The sequence below is a fragment of the Nocardiopsis gilva YIM 90087 genome, from assembly GCF_002263495.1.
Lineage (GTDB): Bacteria > Actinomycetota > Actinomycetes > Streptosporangiales > Streptosporangiaceae > Nocardiopsis_C > Nocardiopsis_C gilva.
Map to the genome: position 1 here is coordinate 1,349,776 of NZ_CP022753.1, position 22,339 is coordinate 1,372,114.

Annotated in this window: 15 protein-coding genes; 7 read left to right on the forward strand and 8 right to left on the reverse strand. The window is 71.2% G+C overall.

What is annotated here, in order from left to right; translation table 11 throughout:
• Positions 1-312: 312 nt before the first annotated feature.
• The 6 genes from CDO52_RS06430 (at position 313) to CDO52_RS06460 (ending at position 7,580) form a co-directional block, all read left to right on the forward strand.
• Complete coding sequence (locus CDO52_RS06430; RefSeq protein ID WP_033300965.1) at positions 313-1,779, forward strand: sugar transferase; 1,467 nt, start codon at positions 313-315, stop codon at positions 1,777-1,779.
• A gap of 5 nt (positions 1,780-1,784) precedes the next feature.
• The gene (locus CDO52_RS06435; RefSeq protein ID WP_094932261.1) at positions 1,785-2,576 is read left to right on the forward strand and encodes a 3'(2'),5'-bisphosphate nucleotidase CysQ; all 792 of its coding nucleotides are present in this window, start codon (positions 1,785-1,787) and stop codon (positions 2,574-2,576) included.
• A 49-nt stretch (positions 2,577-2,625) separates the two neighbouring features.
• Positions 2,626-3,558 carry a sulfate adenylyltransferase subunit CysD gene (gene cysD, locus CDO52_RS06440; RefSeq protein ID WP_017619945.1) on the forward strand — a complete coding sequence of 311 codons (933 nt, stop codon included), beginning with the start codon at positions 2,626-2,628 and terminating at the stop codon, positions 3,556-3,558.
• Positions 3,559-3,732: 174 nt separating this feature from the next.
• Positions 3,733-5,001 (forward strand): sulfate adenylyltransferase subunit CysN, encoded by a 1,269-nt coding sequence (gene cysN / locus CDO52_RS06445; RefSeq protein WP_017619944.1) that lies wholly within the window; start codon positions 3,733-3,735, stop codon positions 4,999-5,001.
• 124 nt (positions 5,002-5,125) lie between these two features.
• Positions 5,126-6,016, forward strand: coding sequence for a sulfotransferase (locus CDO52_RS06450; protein WP_033300969.1), 891 nt, complete (start codon positions 5,126-5,128; stop codon positions 6,014-6,016).
• A 328-nt stretch (positions 6,017-6,344) separates the two neighbouring features.
• Entirely contained in the window at positions 6,345-7,580 is a 1,236-nt protein-coding gene (locus CDO52_RS06460) for a glycoside hydrolase family 26 protein (RefSeq protein WP_232524396.1), read from the forward strand.
• Positions 7,581-7,650: 70 nt separating this feature from the next.
• On the opposite strand, the gene CDO52_RS06465 is transcribed toward CDO52_RS06460, so the two are convergent.
• From CDO52_RS06465 to mfd, 8 genes are all read right to left on the reverse strand, one after another.
• The gene (locus CDO52_RS06465) at positions 7,651-9,141 is read right to left on the reverse strand and encodes a glycosyltransferase (RefSeq protein ID WP_017619941.1); all 1,491 of its coding nucleotides are present in this window, start codon (positions 9,139-9,141) and stop codon (positions 7,651-7,653) included.
• On the reverse strand, positions 9,138-9,599 hold the full coding sequence (locus CDO52_RS06470; protein WP_017619940.1) for a glycosyltransferase family 28 protein: 462 nt from the start codon (positions 9,597-9,599) through the stop codon (positions 9,138-9,140). The genes CDO52_RS06465 and CDO52_RS06470 overlap by 4 nt, the downstream gene beginning before the upstream one ends.
• Positions 9,600-9,645: 46 nt before the next feature.
• Positions 9,646-11,244: a lipopolysaccharide biosynthesis protein gene (locus CDO52_RS06475; protein WP_232524397.1), complete on the reverse strand. Its 1,599-nt coding sequence runs from the start codon at positions 11,242-11,244 to the stop codon at positions 9,646-9,648.
• Positions 11,241-12,116 carry a sulfotransferase domain-containing protein gene (locus CDO52_RS06480; RefSeq protein WP_017619938.1) on the reverse strand — a complete coding sequence of 292 codons (876 nt, stop codon included), beginning with the start codon at positions 12,114-12,116 and terminating at the stop codon, positions 11,241-11,243. Before CDO52_RS06480 ends, CDO52_RS06475 begins: the two co-directional genes overlap by 4 nt.
• A 202-nt stretch (positions 12,117-12,318) precedes the next feature.
• Positions 12,319-13,569: a phosphotransferase gene (locus CDO52_RS06485; RefSeq protein ID WP_026126024.1), complete on the reverse strand. Its 1,251-nt coding sequence runs from the start codon at positions 13,567-13,569 to the stop codon at positions 12,319-12,321.
• Complete coding sequence (locus CDO52_RS06490; RefSeq protein WP_332459806.1) at positions 13,566-14,894, reverse strand: O-antigen ligase family protein; 1,329 nt, start codon at positions 14,892-14,894, stop codon at positions 13,566-13,568. Before CDO52_RS06490 ends, CDO52_RS06485 begins: the two co-directional genes overlap by 4 nt.
• 71 nt (positions 14,895-14,965) lie before the next feature.
• Positions 14,966-16,591 (reverse strand): Wzz/FepE/Etk N-terminal domain-containing protein, encoded by a 1,626-nt coding sequence (locus CDO52_RS06495; RefSeq protein WP_017619935.1) that lies wholly within the window; start codon positions 16,589-16,591, stop codon positions 14,966-14,968.
• A 231-nt stretch (positions 16,592-16,822) separates the two neighbouring features.
• Positions 16,823-20,425: a transcription-repair coupling factor gene (gene mfd, locus CDO52_RS06500; RefSeq protein ID WP_094932263.1), complete on the reverse strand. Its 3,603-nt coding sequence runs from the start codon at positions 20,423-20,425 to the stop codon at positions 16,823-16,825.
• Between the two features lie 337 nt (positions 20,426-20,762).
• On the opposite strand from mfd, the gene cysC reads away from it, so the two are divergent.
• Positions 20,763-22,334: an adenylyl-sulfate kinase gene (gene cysC, locus CDO52_RS06505; RefSeq protein ID WP_017619933.1), complete on the forward strand. Its 1,572-nt coding sequence runs from the start codon at positions 20,763-20,765 to the stop codon at positions 22,332-22,334.
• Positions 22,335-22,339 lie beyond the last annotated feature (5 nt).

A 22,339-nucleotide genomic window follows, 5' to 3' on the forward strand; every position in this document is an offset into this window, starting at 1 on the left:
CCGAGTGTCGGGAATGACGGGATTGTTCACGTAGCGTCACCAGGTCCGGTGCGCGGTGCTCTGCGGCGCGGTACGGCATACGGAGTTACGTACCGTCCACTACCCGGTCTTTGACCGGGTTTTTTCTTGGACCAGTGCAGTCACGTCGCGCGACTTCGCGACTTCGTTTGGCTACTGTTTGGGTGACAGAGCGTATTCCGCTCCTCTGGCTCCGTTCGCCATGGCTTGTCGTGCCATGTCGCTACTCCACAGGGATCCGACTCCTCCGGGGCCAGGGACCGTGTGTAGAGGTCGAGTACAGGGTGGGGGGTCATGACCGTCGTCGACAGGGCAGCGGTCGCCATGGGACGGCGACGTTCCGGACGCGCGTCGTCGACATGGATGCGGTCCTATATCCGGGGCCTGGTCGGAATCGACCTCCTGGCCGCCTCGGTCGCCGGGATGACGGCGCTGCATCTGCGCTTCCACGGGGAGTTCACCGCCCCGACGACCCTGCCCTACCTGCTCTCCTCGGTGCTGCTCCCGCCGCTGTGGGTCCTGGTCGCCGCGGTGGCCGGCGGATACGCGCGCCGGTTCATCGGTGTGGGGACCGAGGAGTTCCGCCGGGTGCTGAGCGGCGGCGTGCTGCTCGTGGCGGCCGTGACGATCACCGCCTACGCCGCCAACATCGATGTGGCGCGCGGCTACGTGCTGGTGGCCCTGCCCGCCATGGTCCTACTCTGCCTGGTGCTGCGCTACGCCTGGCGCAAGCGGCTGCACCGGCGGCGCGGCGGCGGGAAGTGCATGCGCGGCGTTGTGGTGGTCGGCCATCGCGACAGCGTCCGCGACCTCATCGGGCAGTTCCGCCGCGAGCCCTACCACGGCATGGAGGTCGTCGGCGTCTGCCTGCCCGAACACGAATGCGGTTCCCGGGTCGACAGCGTCGACGGCCATCCCGTGCTGGGCGACTTCACCGCGGCGGCCGACGCGGCCGAGGCGGTCGGCGCGGACACCGTCGCCGTGCTGAGCTGCCCGGAGATGGATGGCGCGGAGCTGCGCCGCCTGGCCTGGCGACTGGAGAAGAGCGACACCGACCTCACCGTGGCCCCCGCGCTGATGGAGGTGGCCGGGCCGCGCACCTCGATCCGCGCGGTCGCGGGCCTGCCGCTGCTGCACGTCGAGCACCCCGAGCTGGGCGGGGCGCGCCGGGTGGTCAAGGGCCTGTTCGACCGGGTGGCGGCGGCGTGCGCGCTGGTGCTGCTGGGCCCGCTGTTCGCGGCACTGGTCGTGCTCATCCGCTCGGGCGATCAGGGGCCCGCGCTGTTCCGGCAGACCCGCGTCGGCAAGGACGGGGCCGAGTTCACCCTGTTCAAGTTCCGTACCATGGTTCCCGAGGCGGAGGCGCTCAAGGATGTGCTGCGCCACGCCAACGAGCACGACGGTGTGCTGTTCAAGATGCGCGGTGATCCCCGTGTCACCCCGGTGGGCGGGTGGTTGCGCCGCTACTCCCTCGATGAGCTCCCGCAGTTGATCAACGTGCTGCGCGGGGACATGTCGCTGGTCGGTCCGCGGCCTCCGCTGCCGGAGGAGGTGGCCGAGTACGGCCATGATGTTCGTCGGCGGCTGGTGGTGAAACCGGGTATGACGGGGCTGTGGCAAGTCAGCGGTCGGGCCGACCTCTCGTGGGAGGAATCCGTCCGTCTGGACCTGCGTTACGTGGAAAACTGGTCGCTGACCCTTGATGTGCAGATTCTGTGGAAGACGTGGTCAGCCGTGATCCGTGGGGCGGGAGCATACTGAGTCCGGTGAGCAGCATCCGAAACGATCATGAAGTCGCCCGCGACCTCGCGACCGAGGCGGGACAGCAACTACTACGCCTGCGGGCCCGGCACGGATTCGACGAGCCGGAGGTACTGCGGACGCTCGGCGACCGGACCGCACACGAGTTTCTCTTCTCCTCGCTGGGGCGGTTGCGGCCCAGCGACGCCGTGTTGTCGGAGGAGGGTGTCGACGACCCCGCGCGCCTGCACTCCCGCCGCGTGTGGATCATCGATCCGCTCGACGGCACGCGGGAGTTCGCCGAGGAGAACCGGACCGACTGGGCCGTGCACGTCGCCCTGTGGGAGAACGGCAGGCTGGCGGCCGGTGCCGTGGCGCTCCCCGCCCAGGGCAGCACGCTGTCGACGGTCGACCCGCCGTGGCTGCCGGACCAGCGCCCGGCCGGGCAGCGGCTGCGCATCACCACCAGCCGCACCCGCCCGCCGGAGTTCGTGGAGCGGATGGCCACCTCGCTGGGGGCCGAAGTGGTGCCGATGGGCTCGGCGGGGGCCAAGATCTGCGCGGTCCTGCTGGGCATCGCCGATATCTATGTGCACGCGGGCGGGCAGTTCGAGTGGGACAGTGCCGCGCCCGTGGCGGTCGCGCACGCCGCTGGCCTGCACGCATCCCGGATCGACGGCGCGAAGCTGACCTACAATCAGGTCGACCCGTCCCTACCCGATATCCTTGTATGTCGACCGGAATTGTCGAGTATGTTGTTGGCAAACATCCGCGACGTGGCGGAACGGGATGACGCGGGCCCACACGCGGGAGGCTGATCCACAGCCCCCCGCGTTCGTGAGTCACGCAGAAGCGTGAGGCGGGTTCATGACTCAGGCCGATACGGCGGGGCTCCGGCGGTACCAGCTCTCTCAGCTGGACTACCTGGAGGCCGAAGCGATCTTCATCATGCGCGAGGTGGCCGCGGAGTTCGAGCGGCCGGTTCTGCTCTTCTCAGGCGGCAAGGACTCCATCGTGATGCTCCGCCTCGCCGAGAAGGCGTTCTGGCCCGGACCCGTCCCGTTCCCCGTGATGCACGTGGACACCGGGCACAACTTCCCCGAGGTGATGGAGTTCCGCGACCGCCGTATCGCCCAGGCGGGGGTCCGGCTGGTCGTCGCCTCGGTCCAGGAGCAGATCGACGCCGGGAAGGTCAGTGAGCCCACCGGCCGCTGGGCGAGTCGCAACCGGCTGCAGACCGCCGCGCTCCTGGAGGCCATCGAGGAGAACCGGTTCGACGCCGCGTTCGGCGGGGCCCGACGCGACGAGGAGAAGGCGCGCGCCAAGGAGCGCGTCTTCTCCTTCCGGGACGAGTTCGGTCAGTGGGACCCCAAGGCCCAGCGCCCCGAGCTGTGGAACATCTTCAACACCCGGACGAACATGGGCGAGCACATCCGGGTCTTCCCCATCTCCAACTGGACCGAGCTGGACGTGTGGGGCTACATCGCCCGGGAGGGCCTGGAGCTTCCCCCCATCTACTACGCCCACGAGCGGACCGTCTTCGAGCGTGACGGCGTCCTGCTCGCCGACAGCCCCTTCGTCGCGCGTGACGAGGATGAGGAGCTGTTCCAGGCGACGGTCCGCTACCGCACGGTCGGCGACATGACCTGCACCGGCGCGGTCCGCTCGACCGCCACCGAGGTGGACGAGATCATCATGGAGATCGCCGCGACCCGTATCACGGAGCGCGGCCAGACCCGGGCTGATGACCGTACCAGCGAGGCGGCCATGGAGGACCGCAAGCGCGAGGGCTACTTCTGATCGAGCGCCCGCCCGACGCCCGCCCGCCCGTCGCCCACCGCCACCCACGCAGCGGGCGCTTCGCGCAAGAGGAGTTCACGAGCGGGCGCTTCGCGCAAGTGAAGATTCGCGCGCGGGCGTCGGGCGCGCACCGGAACGCGACCGCGAATCCCCTGAGACCCTTTGGACACGTGCATGAGTACTGACATCCTGCGGTTCGCCACGGCCGGCTCCGTCGACGACGGCAAGAGCACCCTGATCGGCCGGCTGCTCTACGACTCCAAGTCCATCTTCGAAGACCAGCTCGACGCGGTGGAGCGCACCAGCCGCGGCCGCGGCGAGGAGCAGACCAACCTCGCGCTGCTCACCGACGGCCTGCGGGCCGAGCGCGAGCAGGGCATCACCATCGACGTGGCCTACCGCTACTTCGCGACGCCGCGCCGGACGTTCATCATCGCCGACACCCCCGGGCACATCCAGTACACCCGCAACATGGTCACCGGCGCTTCCACGTCGGACCTGGCGATCATCCTGGTCGACGCCCGCAAGGGGCTGCAGGAGCAGAGCCGCAGACACGCGTTCCTCGCCACACTGCTGCAGGTGCCGCACCTGGTGCTGGCGGTCAACAAGATGGACCTCGTCGACTACTCCCAGGAGCGGTTCGAGGAGATCAAGGAGGAGTTCTCGGCGTTCGCGGCCAAGCTGGACGTCGCCGACCTCGCCTTCATCCCCATCTCGGCGCTCAACGGCGACAACGTGGTGGACCGCTCGCCCAACATGGCCTGGTACGACGGCCCCTCGCTGCTGCACCACCTGGAGAACGTGCACATCGCCTCCGACCGCAACCTCATCGACGTGCGGTTCCCGGTGCAGTACGTGGTCCGCCCGCACCGGGCCGACGACGCCGACCTGCACGACTACCGCGGGTACGCGGGCCAGGTGGCCGGTGGCGTGCTCAAGCCGGGCGACGAGGTCATGCACCTTCCCTCCGGGCTGAACAGCCGCATCTCCAGGATCGTCACCGCCGACGGCGACGTCCCCGAGGCGTACCCCCCGATGTCGGTCACGCTCCTGCTCGAGGACGACATCGACATCTCGCGCGGCGACATGATCTGCCGCCCGAACAACCAGCCGTGCGTGTCCCAGGACATCGACGCGATGGTGTGCTGGATGTCGGAGTCCCGGAAGCTGACGCCGCGCTCCAAGCTCGTCCTTAAGCACACCACACGCACGGTAAAGGTCATGGTCCGCGACCTGCTCTACCGGCTGGACATCAACTCGCTCCACCGCGACGAGGACGCCGACGGCCTCAGCCTCAACGAGATCGGCCGGCTGAGCATGCGGTCCACGCAGCCGCTGTTCGCCGACGAGTACAAGCGCAACCGCCTGACCGGCGGCTTCATCCTGATCGACGAGACCACCAACGCCACGGTCGGGGCGGGGATGATCGTCGCCGCCGACTGAGGACAGATGTTCGTGTGCACCCAGTGACGAAAAGGGAAAATTTAGTCGTTTAGTGAGCGAGTGGCTACGCGAAGTAATAGTGTGGGCGATTGTGAAGGGATTTCGCCTGCTCTACGTCGGTGGCATCGGTCGATCCGGGTCCACGCTCATTGAGCGCCTTCTGGGGGAGCTGCCCGAAGTGTGCTCTGTGGGAGAGGTTGTGCACATGTGGCGGCGCAGCCTGGTGGACGACGAGAAGTGCGGCTGCGGCCGCCCCTTCGGGTCGTGCGACTTCTGGCATGAGGTGGGCGTCGAGGCCTTCGGTGGCTGGGACCGGGTCGACGCCCACGAACTGCTCGCGCTGCAGCGCGGGGTGGACCGCACCCGCTACATCCCCTGGTTGATCTGCGGGCGCGCCCCGGCCGCGCTCGCCGCGCGCGTAGAGCGCTACACCGACTTCTATGACCGCCTCTACACGGCGGTCGCCCGCGTCAGTGGCTGCTCCGTGATCGTGGACTCCAGCAAGCACGCCTCCCTCGCGGTGTGCCTGCGCCAACGCTACGCGGACCGGCTGCGGCTGCTGCACGTGGTGCGCGACCCGCGCGCCGTCGCCTACTCCTGGGGCAAGCACATGGTGCGCCCCGACGCCACACCGACCAGCCCCGAGCAGGAGATGGCGCGCTACTCGCCGAGTCGCGCCGCCGTGCAGTGGATGACGCAGAACAGCGTGCTCGCCGAGCTGGCCCGCCGCGGGACGCCGACGATGCGGGTGCGCTACGAGGACTTCGTCGCCGATCCCGCCCGCGAGTTCCGCGCGATCGCCGAGTTCGCCGGCGGCACTGGCGCGACGCCGATCGGCCCCGACGGTGCCGCCCTGCTGTCCCCCGGCCACACGGTCTCGGGCAACCCCCTGCGCTTCAGCACGGGTGCGGTGGCGGTCCGTCCCGACGTGTCCTGGCGCGGCGAGCTCCGGCCGCGCAACCGGATCATGGTGTCGGCGCTGACCTTCCCCGCGCGGCGACGCTTCGGCTACTGAGGAGGCGGCCCCTCCGCGGGCCCGGCGTGGCCGGGACTCCGCCATGTTCGCGGATCGCAGCCGCCACGTTCGCCAATGGCGGCCCTTCCCAAGGTCATGCCCGCGCAACGGCGGGCTAAGGTGCCACGCCCGGATTTCATTACCTTGCGTAATTACACGCGTTCGTCTGGTAGTCAAGTGATGCATGCGCGGAACGTGTGCTTCCGCGTCGATGGAAGGGACGAGAGGTCGGGGCCAGACGAACGACGGCGCGTGAGCGCCCGGTGCGGGGATGGTGGTCGTGAGAGGTCACTTCACACAGCGCCTGTCTCGTGGGTGGAGGTGGAGGGTGAGCGGGGGGAGCGCGCTCGCCGTCCTCGTGATCCTCGCCGCGGCCTGCGGCAACCATGGTGTCCGGGTGATGAGCAGCGCGCTGGTCGCGCCCCAGGCCTCGCCGTCACCGAGCCCGTCGCCGTCACCGGCCCGGTCACCCATGGTGCGGCCCGATGTCCCCTTCCTGCCCCGCCCGCCGCTCCCCTCCCACCCCGACGACCCGGTCCCCCCGTCGCCCGTCCCCAGGCCGCCCTGGGGGCCCGAATGCGAGGTGACCCGGATCCTGGAGACCTCCTGCGGCGTGTGGTGGGGGGCCAGTCCGTGGAAGCGCGACATCCGGCCGCTGGAGGCCGTCACCGGGCGGTCGATGGACATCGTCTACACCTGGCACGGCATCGACCAGTACGAGGTCCCCAGGGACGAGGACATTCGCCTCGTGAAGGAGGGCCGGTTCCTGCACGCCAACATCGAGGCCCGCCTCTTCGAGGAGGAGGGGCGCCCGCCGGTGGAGTACTGGCGGATCATCGAGGGCGAGTTCGACAAGGAGCTGCGGGCGCAGGCCCGCCGGATCTCCCAGTTGGAGGCGCCGTTCTTCCTCACCTTCGACCACGAGGCCGACGCGGGGAAGCGCTACGGCGTGCGGGGCAGCCCGCACGAGTTCGTGCAGGCCTGGCGGCACATCGTCGACCTGTACCGGGAGGCCGGCGCGGACAACGTGATCTACGTGTGGAACGTGACCGGCTGGCCGAAGAACCTCGACCGGCTGCCGGGACTCTGGCCGGGCAACGACTACGTGGACTGGATCAGCTGGGAGGGCTACAACATGACCGGCTGCGAGCTGCATCCGGGCTGGGACCACGTCGTCAGCTTCGAGGAGGCGATCGCCCCCGCCTACAAGTGGGTGCAGAAGGAAGGTCCCAAGCACGGGATCGACCCGGAGAAGCCGGTGATGATCGGGGAGATGGGCACCGTCCCGATCCCGGGCAATCCGCGGGCGACCTATGACTGGTACGCCGAGATCCCGGAGGTGCTGCCGAAGTACGAGCGCGTCCGCGCGGTCAAGCTGTGGGACGGGGTCACCGCACCCACCTGCGACTTCCGGGTGCTGAGCGACCCCCATGCCGCCCGCGGCTTCGCCGTCGCGAGCGGCAGTGACTACGTCAACATCCCCGAAGCGGCGCGCCAGGCGATCGAGGCGGCCTTCGACCTCGTTCTGGACGCCCAGCAGGGCCTCGCGCTGCTGGGGGACTGAGGGCACTGGCGCGCGTTCCAAGGGTCGGGGGAGCGGTGCGGCGGGCGGCCAGGGCCCCGGCGGGCCCGGCCTACACCCCCTTGCCGCGGCGGTGCAGAGTGCGCAGGACCAGCCCGGCCGGAAGCCCGCCCGCGACCGCGAGGGCCAGATAGGCGCGGGCCTCGGCGGGGTGGGCGCGCAGCGTGGTCAGCGCCCACTCCAGGGAGGCGCCGCGCCGCCCCGACGCCGCTTCGGCGAACGCGATCTGCCCGGCGACGCGCGCGAAACCGCGCCGCACCAGCCGGAACTCCGGGTACTGGGCCAGCAGCCAGCGCAGTGCGGTGGAGATGGTCTGCCACCGGCCGCTGAAGTGCGAGTTCCGGTGCCACAGCACCCGCACCCCCTCCTCGGGGATGTTGCGGATGGGGGCGCGCCGCGCCAGCCGCAGCAGCAGCTCATAGTCCTCCCCGTAGGAGCCGGGGATCGTCTCACTGACCGGGCCGCATCCCTTGACCAGCGCCTCGCGCCGGATCAGGAAGGTCGAGGGGTGCAGCTCGGTGAGGCGGGACCGCAGCAGGTCGGCGAAGGTGACGGCGGTGCGGTCGAGGACACGCCGCGCCTCGGTGCGGTCGTAGACGACCCGGATCCCGCAGCAGACCACCTCCGTCTCGGGCTCGGCCAGCAGCACCGCGACCTGGGTGCGCAGCTTTCCGGGCAGCCAGGTGTCGTCGTCGTCGCAGAAGGCGACCAGGTCGGTCCGCGCCGCGAGGATGCCGGTGTTGCGGGCACCGGCCAGCCCCGGGGTGGACGCGTTGGTGAGGACGCGGACGGGCCGGTCGCCGCCGGCGGTGGCCAGCGAGACGTCGGGATCGTCGTGGTCGTAGACCACGACGCTGATGACGCGCCCCGGGTAGTCCTGCGCGGCGATCGAGCGCAGGGTGCGGCGGAGCAGCTCGGGGCGGTCGCGCGTGGGAACCACCACCGTCACGTCGGGCCATCCGCTGTCCCTCGGCGCCTCCTCGGCCGACGGGATCGGCGGCTGGTCGGGTACGGCGGCGGTGAGCAGGTCGATCATGCGTCCCGCCTGCAGGGCGGTGGAGGTGGCGCCGTCCGTGCCCTCCGTGTCGAGCCGGAAGTCCGCGGGCTGGTCGAGGGCCTTGTCCAGGGTGGCGGTGAGCTGCTGCTGGCTGCAGCAGGAGCGGACCAGCCGGGCGCGGTCCAGACGCGCGACGAAGCGCAGCTGGTGGTCGTCGACATGCTCGCCGAGCTCGGGGTCGCGGGCGACGGCGATGGGCAGCCGCCCGGCGCGCCGGGCCTGGGTGATCGTGGCCGGGCCGCCGTGCGTGACGACGGCGGCGGCCTCGCGCATGAGCGCGGCGAGCCGGGTCGGTTCGATGAAGTCGGTGCCCTCCGCGGTCGTGGGGGCGCGGGTGGCGCCGTGCTGCACCAGGACACGGATCTCGGGATGGTCGGCGGCATACGCGTCGAGCCACTCGATGAGTCGCGCGAACGAGTGGTGGTCGGTGCCGACGGTGGCCAGGATGAGCGGCCGGTGGTCGGCGGCGGTCTCGGGGAGTGTCACAGCAGCGGCCCCACGGTGATGGCGGTTGACGGCAGGAAGGTGCGCTGTTCGTCCCATTGGGCGAGGAAGAGCCGGGTGAAGGGACGGCACAGCCGGGTCGTCAGCGTGGGGCGGTCGATGCGGTCGTAGACCTCGATGTAGACGGTCGGGACGCGCAGCAGCCAGGCCAGGACGAAGAAGGGGAGGGCCACGCCCGCTCCCGTGCTGATGACCGTGGACGGGCGGCGGTGGCCGAACGTGCGCACCGCCAGCGCCGTGTTGCGCAGCAGGTTGCCGATGTTCCGCGTGGTGGGGTGGTACGCCCAGGTGACGTCCTCACCTTCGAGCAGGGGAACGGCGTCGGGCGTACGGAACGTGACCCAGGCGCGCTCTCGATCCTCCCACCAGGGACGCAGGGACCATAACTGGGCAAGGTGGCCCCCACTGGATGCGACGAAGAGGATCGGGGCGGTAGGCATGCGGCCATGATGGCACAACAGGGAGTAGTTTTATTATCACTTGGCGTCAGCGTTTTGGAATTCGCGGACGGGGAAACCCCGCGCCTGCCAGGGGCTGGGCGCCCCGCGTCGCCGGCTCCAGGACCCCGCGGAGCCGCCACAGTGTCGGGAGATAGCCCGCGCAGCCGATGCCCAGGGCGACCGTCAGCGAGACCCACCCCGTTCCGAGGGTGGCCGCGCAGGCCAGCGGGACGCCGCCGAACCACACCAGGCAGACGGCCACCGCCATGAGCCAGCGGCGGCTGAAGGGGTGCAAGCCCAGTGCGACCGCGAGCTGGAGGAGCGGCAGCACCTTGCGGACGGCGATCGCCGCCAGCCACCCCGCCGCCGCGCCCACCGCCCCCATGTGCGGGACCAGCACCAGGCAGAGCGCCACATTGGCCGCCAGCGCGAGCAGGTTGTCGACCAGGTTCCAGGCGGTCCGCCCGGCCATGGTCAGCACCAGGTCGCCCATGCCCAGGGCCGCCGCCGTCAGCTGCGCCGCGCAGATGACGGCCAGGACGTCGGCCCCGGCGACGTAGGCGTCGCCGAACAGCCCCATCACCAGCGGGGCGTAGACGATCACCGGCAGGAAGAGCGGCCAGGTCAGGCAGATCAGCCACACCGTGGCCGACTGGTAGAGGGCGGTGGCGCCGCGCCGGTCGTCCACGGCGAGCAGCTCGGCCAGCCGTGGCTGGGCCGCCAGCTGGATGGCCTGCGTGGTGAACTGGCCCACCGCGATGAAGCGCGTCGCCGCGGTGAACACCGCCGCCTCGACCGCGCCCTGCAGCGCGGCGACCAGCACGATGCCGAGCCGCTGATTGCCGAGCTGGGCGATGCTCGCGACCGACCGCGGCAGCGAGAAACCCCAGAACTCCCGGGCGGTCACGCCCTCCCCCCGCCCCGTTGATCTCGGAGATAGTGGGGTATCCGGGCCGGTTTTCTCCCCGATATCCCCGAGATCAACGGAGGAGGGGGCGCGGCTTATGATCGCGCGCAGCCAGACCGCGACCAGGACGGCGGCGGGCAGGTACGGCCCGGCCCACGCGATCGTCAGCAGTCCCACCGAGCCCGTCAGCGCCACACCGCCGACCAGCGCCAGCTGGGCCAGTGGGCGCCCCACCCGGTCCACCAGCGCGGTCGCCCGCATGTCGTGGAAGGCCCGGGTCGCCGCCAGCGCGGCGTCGGTGAACACGGCGAACGGCAGGAACACCGCGAGGATCCGCACGTAGGCCCGGGCGTCCGGGGAGCCGATCAGCGCCGCCACCTCGCCCGCGAACGCGAACATGGCGGCCCCGGCCACGGCCGACACCACCGTGACCGGCCCGAGCGCGAGCCGCAGCACGCGCTTCACCTGCCCGGCCGCGCCCATGGCGCGCAGCCGCGCCACGAAGTACACGATGCCGTTGGAGGTCCCCAGGTTCGCGACCGCCGCGGCGATCAGGAACACCGAGGTGGCGGCGAACAGGATCCCGGCCGTCCGCTGGTCGAAGCCGCGGGTGACGGCGATGACCAGCAGCGTGTTCAGGACGGCCCCAGCCACGGCTCCCACCAGGTTGACGGCCCCGCCCCGCGCTACTCGGCGCAGCAGCGGGTCGGCGGCCCCGCCGGTCTCCTCGCGGCTCACGCGCGCCACGAGGGGGTGCGGCCCCACCAGACGGCGAGCTGTTCGTCGGCCTTGGCGAAGTAGTCGGTCAGCCGTCGGCGCAGCGACTCGGGCATCTCGGCGCGGGGGCGGGCGTTGTGGCGGTCGAACCGGACCCCGTGGGCGTGCGGGATCCCCAGGAAGCGCTCGACCTCGGCGAACAGCGGCTCCGGGGTGGCGAAGAAGTCCTCACTCTCCATGACGTGCATGCGGTCGCGGCCCAACTGTTCCTCCAGTCGCAGCAGCTGCTGGGCGTAGCGTCCGCGGGCCAGATAGGCGTGGTGCTGGTGGGAGTGGGAGTAGGCGGTGGGATCGGCGCGGAGCCGGGCCTCCTCGCCGGCGAGGCGCTCCTCCTCCAGGGCCACCGCCCGCTCGAACGTCTCGGACTCGAACCCGCGGGCCCGCTCGTGGCTGTGCGCGGAGTAGGCGCGCTCCACCGGGTCGCGGAGCAGCACGATGACCTTGACGCCGGGCAGGTCGCGCGCGATGCGCTCGGCGGCCAGCGGGTGGAACAGGTAGTAGGGGCTGGACTCGCCCACCTCGACCCGCGGGCGGTCACCGCGCGCCCGGGTGGCTCCCCGGGTCGGGAAGTGCCCCCGGTACCAGTCCCCTCCACGCTCATAGGCGGTGTCGAAGTAGTGCACACCCTTGCGCAGTACCGGACCGACCACGTGCGGGTGCTGCGCCAACGCCTTGAACAGGGATGTGGTCCCGCAGCGCTGAGCACCGACGATGAGGAAGGTGGGCAGCACGCGGGTCCGCCGGGTGGCCTGGCCGAACATGCCCCAGGTGGAGCGGACGGTCCGCTTCAGTGTGTCGGGCACGTGGCGCGTGGCGGATGAGATCGTAACCAAGAAACCAATCCTTCACAGAAAGTAATCGATTGAGTGCGAGCGGCACCGCCGTCAGGGCGCGGTGCGGGCGCGTCAGGCGGCGCCATGCGCCCGCTGAGTGGGTGCCGGGATTCTCCTATGCGAAGCGCCCGCTGAGTGGGTGGTGGCGGGAACCTCCTGCGCGAAGCGCCCGCTGAGTGGGTGGTGGTGGGTGACGGGCGGGCTAGCTGACCCTCCGCGCCTCCAGTGCCTCCTGTACGGCGCGTTCCCCCAGCCCGGAGAGGACCGGGAGCAGCCAGTCGTCCACCGCGGCCAGCCGCCCGCCGGCTTCCAGTTGCCGATCGTGCAGGTAGCGGGTGGCCAGGTCGATGAGATAGAGGGCCATAACGGTGGAGACCGTCTCCGGGCGGAGCCCGGCACCGGCGATCAGGGGATCGCGCAGCAGCCGGGCGCCGCTGTCGAGCCAGCGCTGCACCCCCTGGTGGGTGCCGACTTGCACGCACTCGTTCAGCTCGTAGTGCAGCGCGTCGAAGCCCAGCGGGGCGTCGAACGCCAGCCGCTCCCAGTCCCACACGAACGCGCGGCGCGGAGTGCTGGCGACGTTCCACCGGGTCAGGTCGCCGTGCCAGGCGCCGAACGGGAGCGGTACGTCGGGCAGCCGGTCGAAGGCGTCACGCAGTGCGTGGGCCTCGGGGCGCTCGCCGAGGGTGGCGATCCGGTTGACCAGGGTCCGGTGGTACGGGCTGGCGAACAGCCGGATCTCGCGGACCGTCTCCAGGTCGCAGATCTGCAGCACGCAGCGAAGGAGTTGGCGCCGCGTGGGCCGGTCGGTCTGATCACCGACAGGCAGCGCCTCCTGCACCAGCATCGGGTGGCCGTTCCACTCCCCGGCGTGGATGAGCCGGGGGACGGTGATGTCCCGCAGGCGGGCCTCGGCGAGGCGCCGCAGTGCGTCGGTCTCGGCCCGGACCAGCCGCGAGGTCAGGTCGTTGACCCCGATTTTGGCGTAGCCGATGGTGCGCCCGGCCGGAGTGAGCAGGAGGAGGACGGGCTTGCGGTTGGCGCGCGGCGGACCGATGTGGATGGCGATGACGACATCGCGGTCCAGCGCGGTGGCGAGCGCGTGCTCGATGGTGCGGCCCGATCCCACGTGCAGCCGGTCGCGTAGCAGCAGAGGGGCCAGTCCGCTGGAGAACGCCGTCGTGAGCAGGGCGGTGCGCACGCGCGCGGTGAAGGAGTGGCGCTGGGCGAAGGCGGAGATCCCGCGGGCCGCCGCGTAGCGGTTGGTGACCGGGAGGATGACCCGGGGATTGTGCGCCGAGGGGACCGGGAGGTATTCGCGCACCTCGGCCTCACGGGGCCGAGGCACGGGTTCCCTGGATGGTGGGGTGGTATCCGTCCCGCGTCCGAGGAGCCCGCCGCACGGCCACAGAACCTCGGCCAGGTCGGTCAGATAGGTGGTTTCGCCGTTCATGCCGTCTCACCCCCCACCGTCGCGGCAGGCGCGGCACCCGCGTCCGTGGCCCGCCGCCACAGAAGAGCGGCGGCGATCATGCTGATGGCCAGGGGCGCCGCAAGCGCGACATAAAAGAACATGTACCAGAAAAGCAACAGAATCGTCAGTAGTGCACCCGACCCAATCAGGGAGTCGTCACGTCGGTACCGCCACGCCGTCCGCGCGAAGAACCCGAGAAACAGGGCGGTTCCGACCCATCCGGAGGTGATCAGCAGGAGCCAGAACTGGCCATTGTTTCCAATGGTGTGGTTGCCGCACGCCGGGCACTCGGGTGACTTGCCGATGGCGATGGACTGGGCGCTGCCGATCATGTCCCGGGTGGTGCCCCAGCCCAGGATCGGGGAGGCGTTGGCGGCCTCCCGCGCGGCGGCGCTCGTGGTCGCCCGGCCGCTGTTGCTATGCGGATTGTCGGCCCGCGCCAGCAGGGTGGACATCAGCGGCGACACCATGACCGCCGCCATCACCGCGGCGATCAGCAGCACGGAGGTGGCCACCACCGCCAGTCGGCCCCGGCGGGCCAGTTGCACCAGCGCGAACACCACCGACAGCAGCAGCCCGGCCCACATGGCGCGGTTGAGCGAGGTCACGACCGGTGCCACCGCGACCGCGACGGCCGCCGCACCGATCCACCGCCGTGCCCCCGCCCCGTGCCACACCCAGCCGATGATCAGCCAGATCAGCAGCAGGGAGAGCATGTAGCCCCAGGTGTTGGTGAACTCCCACGGCGCCTTCGGGCGCGCGGTCGCGTACCCCAGGACGTCCATGATCTGCGCCGCCTGCGGATGCACGAGCGCCTGCACGTAGGCGTCGGAGGCGATCGAGGCGGGCAGCGCCATCTCCAGCGGCGAGGTGAACTCGAAGGAGGGCGCGAACATGCCGAGCAGCCCGCCGGCGATGGTGGCCAGGCACAGCCACCCCAGCACGCGCGCCACCACGACGTCCGGAAGCTCCCGGCGGGACAGGTTGCCGACGTAGAGCAGGAGCACCGTGAGGGCCAGGTAGTTGAGGACCCGGGCGAGCGCACCGAGCGGCCCCCCGCTGTCGGCCAGTGTGCCCGGCGGGGTCAGCCCGATGAGCGCGAGCCCGGCGATCGCCCACAGCAGGAAGAGCGCCCAGAGCCCGAAGCCCGGCGGCAGCCGCAGCCCCGGGCCCTGGTGGCGTCGGACCAGCTCGGCGGCCATGGGCAGGGCGAAGAGCCAGAAGGCGAACGGCCCGATTCCCAGGGCCCACCACAGCGGGTATCCGGCGATCAGCCAGATGAACGGCCATCCCGTGGTCCGCACGATCGTTTTCCGCTCGCCCGGAGCCCGGGCGCCGTCCGCAGCGCGCGCCAACGGCGCGCCCCCGGCCGCCATCACTGCCGCAGGGAGGGCGCCGCGGAGGACAGGTCGTCGGCGGACGTGCCTTCTGGCGCGCCGCCCACCGAGGCGTCCGCCGATGGGTCGGGCTTGGTCGCCGCGGGGTTCGTGGCCGAGACGCTGTCCGGCCGCTGCGCGGGCACGGTGACCAGGCCGGGGACGTCGGCACCGGTGGCGTCGAAGCGGTCGAGCGCCGCCGCGAGTTCGGGGCCGGGGGTCCGTCCCAGCTCCAGCACCGGGAGCACCAGGTCGCAGACGCCGGCCATGGCCTGCGCGTCGGCCCGCTCCGACATCGGCGCGGAGGCGACCACGACGTACCGGGTGCCGCCGCGAACGCTCCGCAGCAGGTAGGCCATGGCCCCGCACTGGAGCAGCCCGGCGGCGTCGCACTCGCCGAAGCGCAGGACCCGCAGGCCGGGGATCCCGGCGGGGCGGTAGGCCAGGCGGGCCGGGTCGGCCCCGGTGGTCAACACCTCGGCGAGCCCGGGGCCCGGTGGGAGTTCGAGCAGTGCGCCGACGGCCGTGTCGTCGGGGTCGGCGCAGATCAGCAGCACGTCGGTGTCGATGCGGGCGAGCGCGGCGGCGAGGTTGACGGCGACGATCGCTCCGGAGGGTCCGGAGGAGACGCCGGGCACCAGCACCACGCGTCCGCCTTCGCCCGACCGGGCGCCGAGGGTGTGGGCGAGGCCGTTGACGCGCTGTCCGGCGGGCTCGGTGGCGGAGAGCAGTCCGGTGGGGCCGCTGCCGGCGCCGCCGGGCCCGTCCTCGGCGATGTCGAGCAGTACCGGGGTCGACGTGCACCGCCGCAGCTCGCGCGTGCTGTGCAGGCGGCGGTCGCGGCGCTCGCGGACGTAGGCCGCGGTCAGTCCGGCCATCAGACCCAGCATCAGCCCGCTGACCAGCCACAGCAGCGAGCTGGGGGCCGCGGCGGACTCGGGCTTGGCGGCGGGGCTGATGACCTGCCCGGGCGTCAACGACGCCCGCAGGGCACTGAGCGGGTTGATCTCGCTGTTCAGATCGGTGATCTCACGCTGCACCGACTGGCTTTCGGCGCGAGTACGGGAGTCGTCCTCCCCGTCGCTCGTGCTTTCCGCGAGCTTGTCCAACTTCTCGGCACGGTCCTTGACCTCGGCCCGCAGTGAGGCGAGGCGGCCGTCGATCCGGTCGATCGCCTCGTTTCGGCGGTAGGCGAGGTAGGCATCGGCGAACGCCGCGGACCCGGTACGCGCCGCCTCGGGCGAACCGGCGGCATATCCGATGTCCAGCACGCTGCTGTTCGGCGGCACGGTGACCTGGACACGCTGCCGGAGCCGCGCGGGGTCCTCATCGGTCCCCAGCACCTTGGCCGCCACGCCCGCCACCCGAACCGAGCGCACGATCTGCGCCTCGGTGTCGAGATTGACCTCCCCATCGGTGCGCCCGCCGCGCCGGTCCGTCAACTCGGCCAGCCCCGAGGGGCGGACCTGGACCGATGTGGTCGCCATATAGGTCTTCGGAGCGAGAACGACGGCGATAGCGGCCAGCACCACCCCCGCGAGGGCGGCCGCCACCACAACGCGCCATTGACGGCGCAGCATGGCCAGGTAATCGCTGAGCTCCGGTTCGGAAGCGGCGGTCTGCATGCGGGTACGAATCCTTTCAGCGGCTCCACGTTAGGTAAATAAATATGTACCAACAGTAGTCGCTGAGGGACTGCCAAACGGTGACCTGAACGGGAGATTTCCGCACCGCTGCAAAGCTTTACGTTCGACACGCCCGGTCGGGAGGCGCACCACCACCGGTGATCACGGGAACCCCTCGGACAAGCCGGGCGAACTCAGAGGATTCCCGTGATCACCTGCGCGATGGACGGATCACGGCGTGGTGGCCGGCTCCTTCTGCTTGTTCGGCTCGAACAGTGCCTCTACCAGCTCGGTGCACCACTGGAGCAGTTCCAGGTCGCGCAGTTGGCGGCCACCGATTCCGCCCGCCTTGGGGACCGGGACCAGGAGGGTCTTGGCGGGTTCCTTGTAGACGGCCTTGGGGTACAGCCGCCGCAGGCGCAGCTGCTGGGACTCGCGTAGCTCCACCGGGCTGAAGCGGATCTGGGTGCCCTGCAGGACGACGTCGCTCAGGCCCGCGCGCTTGGCCAGCACCCGGAAGCGGGCCACGCTGAGGAGGTTGTCCACCGGCTGCGGCGGTGCGCCGAAGCGGTCGGTGAGTTCCTCGCGGGCCGCGGCGATGTCGTCGTTGCCGGTGACGCCCGCGATCCGCTTGTAGGACTGCAGCCGCAGCCGCTCGCCCGGCACGTAGTCGTGGGGGATGTGCGCGTCGATGGGGAGCTCGACCTTGGTCTCCGCCTCAACCTCGGCCGCGCCTTCGCCGCCCTTCAGTTCGCGGACGGCCTCGCCGACCATGCGGACGTACAGGTCGAACCCGACCCCGGCGATGCTGCCGGACTGCTCGGCGCCGAGGATGTTGCCCGCGCCGCGGATCTCCAGGTCCTTCATGGCCACGTACATGCCCGCACCGGTCTCGGTGTGCTGGGCGACCGTGGTCAGCCGCTCGTGGGCGGTCTCGGTCAGCGGCTTCTCCGGCGGGTACAGGAAGTAGGCGTAGGCCCGCTCCCGGCCGCGGCCCACGCGGCCGCGCAGCTGGTGCAGCTGTGACAGGCCGTAGGTGTCGGCGCGGTCGACGATCAGCGTGTTGGCGTTGGGGACGTCGAGCCCGGACTCCACGATCGTGGTGGAGACCAGGACGTCGAAGTTCTTCTCCCAGAAGTCGACCATGACCTTTTCGAGCTGCTGCTCGTTCATCTGCCCATGCGCGTAGGCCACCCGCGCCTCGGGCACGAGTCTGCTCAGGGTCGCGGCGACCTTCTCGATCGAGGCCACCCGGTTGTGCACGAAGAACACCTGGCCGTCGCGCATCAGCTCGCGGCGGATGGCGGCGGCGATCTGCTTCTCCTCGTAGGGGCCGACGAACGTCAGCACCGGGTGCCGCTCCTCGGGCGGGGTGAGGATGGTGGTCATCTCCCGGATGCCGGTGAGCCCCATCTCCAGGGTCCGCGGGATCGGGGTCGCCGACATCGCGAGCACGTCGACCTGGGTGCGCAGCCGCTTCAGCGCCTCCTTGTGCTCCACACCGAAGCGCTGCTCCTCGTCGATGATGATCAGGCCCAGGCTCTTGAACTTCGTCTCGTTCGACAGCAGCCGGTGCGTGCCGATGACGACGTCGATCTCGCCCGTGCGCAGCCCCTCGCGGGTCGCCTCGACCTCGCCGTCGGTCTGGAACCGCGACAGCGGCTTCACGGTGATCGGGAAGGACGCGTAGCGCTCGGAGAACGTCGACATGTGCTGCTGCACCAGCAGGGTGGTCGGCACGAGCACCGCCACCTGCTTGCCGTCCTGCACCGCCTTGAACGCGGCGCGCACCGCGACCTCGGTCTTGCCGTAACCCACGTCGCCGCAGATCAGCCGGTCCATCGGGACCGGCTTGGCCATGTCGCGCTTGACCTCCTCGATGGCGGCCAGCTGGTCGGGCGTCTCCACATAGGGGAACGCGTCCTCCAGCTCCCGCTGCCACGGGGTGTCCGGGCCGAACGGGTGGCCGGGTGACGCCTGCCGGGCCGAGTACAGCCGGATCAGGTCGCCGGCGATCTCCCGGACGACCTTGCGCGCCCGGCTCTTCGTCTTCGACCAGTCGGCGCCGCCCATCTTGGACAGCGTCGGCGACTCGCCACCCACATACCGGGTGACCTCGTCGAGCTGGTCGGTGGGGACGAACAGGCGGTCGCCGGGCTGGCCGCGCTTGGTCGCCGCGTACTCGATGACGAGGTACTCGCGGGTGGCGCCCTGGATGTTGCGGCTGACCATCTCGATGTAGCGGCCCACGCCGTGCTGCTCGTGCACCACGTAGTCGCCCGGCTTGAGCTGGAGCGGGTCGACCGTGCCGCGGCGGCGGCTGGGCATGCGGCGCATGTCGCGGGTCGAGGACTTCTGCCCCACGAGGTCGGTCTCGGTCAGCACGACCAGGCGCACCGACCTCCACACGAAGCCGTGCTCGATCAGCCCGGTGGTGACCGTCGCGATCGCGGGGTCGGGCGCCGAGTCCACGCCCGGGCTCAGCCGCGCGCCGAGTCCGGCGTCCTTCAACATGTCGACCAGGCGCTCGGCCGGGCCGTGGCCCGGTGTGAGGAGGACGACGCGCCACTCGTCGTGCAGCCACGACTTCACATCGGCCAGCGCCCGCTCGGTGTCACCGCGGTAGGCGTCGGCCGCGGCGGCGCCGAGCGTCACGGACGCCTCGGCGCCCTCCTCCTCGGCGACGTCGCCGGAACCGAAGGGGCTCAGCGTCCACCACGGAAGTCCGCGCGCCTCGGCGTCGGAGCGCAGCTGGGCGATGGACTTGTAGGCGGAGGCGCCCAGGTCGATGGGGGCCTCGCCGCCGGAGGCGGCGTTGATCCACGAGGCGTCCAGGAACTCCTTGCTGGTCGCCTCCAGCTCGACGGACCGGGTGCGGATGCGCTCGGGGTCGCAGCCGACGATGTGGGTGCCCTCGGGCAGGTAGGCGAAGAGCGGTTCCATCCGGTCGGCGAGCACCGGCGCGAACGCCTCCATGCCCTCCACCGAGATGCCGTCGGCCAGCTTGTCCAGCACATCGGCGAGCGACGGGTGCTCCTCGGCGAGCGCCCTGGCACGCTCCCGCACCCGCGGGGTCAGCAGCAGCTCGCGGCAGGGCGGGGCGAACAGCCCCGACGCGGCGTCCACGCCGCTCTTGGCCTGCTCGCCGCCGATGGAGCGCTGGTCGGCGACCTGGAAGTAGCGGATCTCCTCGACCTCGTCGCCCCAGAACTCCAGCCGCAGCGGGTGCTCCTCAGTGGGCGGAAAGACGTCGAGGATGCCGCCGCGAACAGCGATGTCGCCGCGCTTCTCCACCAGGTCGACGCGGGCGTACCCGGCGTCGACGAGCGAGGCCACGACGTCCTCCAGGGCGACCTCGTCACCCGGGCGGATGCGCACCGGCGTGAGGTCGCCGAGCCCCGCCACCAGCGGCTGCAGGACACTGCGGATCGGCGCGACGACGACGCGCAGGGGAGCGGTCAGCGGGTCGGCCGGGTCGGGGTGGGCGAGGCGGCGCAGCACGGCGAGCCGCTGCCCGACCGTGTCGGAGCGCGGCGAGAGCCGTTCGTGCGGCAGTGTCTCCCAGGCCGGGAAGAGCGCGACGGTGTTCTCCGGCAGCAGCGACCCCAGCGCGTCGGTCAGGTCCGCGGCCTCCCGCTCGGTGGCGGTGATGGCGAGGATCGGACGGTCGGCGCCCACTGGGGCGTCGGCCGCCAGCGCGGACACCAGGAACGGGCGCAGAGCCGGGGGCGCGACGAGGTCGAGACGGGGGTCGTGACCGCTGCGCGCGGTCGCGATCGTTTGCTTGAGCGCCGGGTCGTCGGCGACGACGGCGAGAAGTCCAGAGAGGCTCATATCACCAAAAGGGGCGTGTGACAGTGGGACCGATCAGTGCGGTGGATCGCAACACGCACGGCTGCGCTCCCCATTCGCTCACGAGACAGGGTTCCCCGGTGCCAAGAGTACGCGTCGCGCCGCACCCGTGGCGCCCGGAAGGTACCGGACTGGATCGATCTGTCGGGTCGGCGCACGTGTAGCCGGACTCGTGCGGAAGAACATCGGAGATCACCTCGCGTAACACTCCAGGAGACCGGGGTGTTCCCGGGGGCGCGCCCGTGTCCGGAGCACCCCGCGGCATACGCTGGACCTCGACAGGACCGAGAGAACGCGAGCCGGACGAGCGGAGGTCGGGTTGGACGCCAACCAGTTGGACGCCGACCAGCAGGGGCAGGGCCAACAGGACACGGCGCCGGTGTTCACCCCGGACCCGGTGACGCTGGCCCACCTGGAGCTGATCCTCAACGGCGGTTATCCCCTGCCCGGCTTCATGACCTCGGAGGAAGCCGCGTCCACGATCAAGCACGGGCGACTGCCCGACGGGACACCCTGGCCGGTTCCGGTCACCCTTCCCGTGCCCGACACACTCGCCGACGCCGAGCGGCTGGTCCTCGCCGACCCCGAGGGTGCCCCGCTGGCCGAACTCGACGTCAGCGAGCGCTGGTGGTGTGACGACAGCGACCGCGACCACGAGCACGGCCACCGGCTGGCCGGTGAGGTGCGCTTCGCCCGGCCGCCGATGTACGGGGTCCTGCGCCACCTGCGGATGGCCCCGGCCGAGATCCGCGGCCAGCGTGCGATCGGAGGGTTCGCCGACCGCCCTCTGCTGGCCGTGCTGGCCGACCGGCCGCTGCACCACCGCTCCCTGCACCAGATCCGCGCCGCCGCCGAGGAGGCCGTCGAGGAGGGCCGCGCCGAGGTCCTGGTGATCATCAATACTCCGCTCGACGACGAGGGGCTGACCGCGGCGATCCTCGCCGCCGAGCCGCTGCTGCCGCCGCGGACCAGGTTCGTGGTGACCACCCTGCCCACGCGCGGCGGTGCCCATACGCTGCCGACCGGCCGCTATGACCTGCTCGCCGCGCACGTGGCGCGCGCGTATGACGCCACCCACCTGCTCATCGACCGCGCCCCGGGGACTCCGGCGCCCTCGGAAGAGGACCGGGGCCCCGCGCCGATCCCGATTCTCCCGGGCGCGGAGTGGCGCTACGACACGCGTGAGGAACTGTGGCGCCACGCCGACCAGGTGGCACCCGACCGCGCCGAAACCGAGCCCGGAGACGCCGAGGTTGAGGAGATGCTCGCGCGCGGCCGGGAGCTGCCCTCCTGGTTCACCCCGGCCCGGGTGGCCGCCGAGCTCCACCGGCTCCGCCCGGCGCGGACCCGGCGCGGCCTCACCCTGTTCTTCACCGGCCTGTCGGGGTCGGGCAAGTCCACGATCGCGCGCGGTGTGGCCGAGGGGGTGCGCCGCGCGGGACGGAGCGTGACCCTGCTCGACGGCGATGTCGTCCGGCGGATGCTCTCGGCCGGGCTCACCTTCTCCCGCGAGGACCGCGACCTCAACATCCGCCGCATCGGCTATGTCGCCGCCGAGATCACCCGGCACGGCGGCGTGGCGATCTGCGCCCCCATCGCTCCCTATGCCGCCACGCGCGCCCAGGTGCGCGCCATGGTGGAGGAGAACGGCGACTTCTTCCTCGTGCACGTCGCCACCCCGTTGGAGGTGTGCGAGGCGCGCGACCGCAAGGGGCTGTACGCGAAGGCCCGCGCGGGGGAGATTCCGGAGTTCACCGGCGTGTCCGACCCTTACGAGGAGCCGACCGACGCCGAGCTGGTGCTGGACACCCAGGACACCACCGAGGGGGAGTCCGTGGCCGAGGTGCTCGCGGCACTCCGCTCCGGCGGCTGGCTGCCCGACCACAACTGACCGCG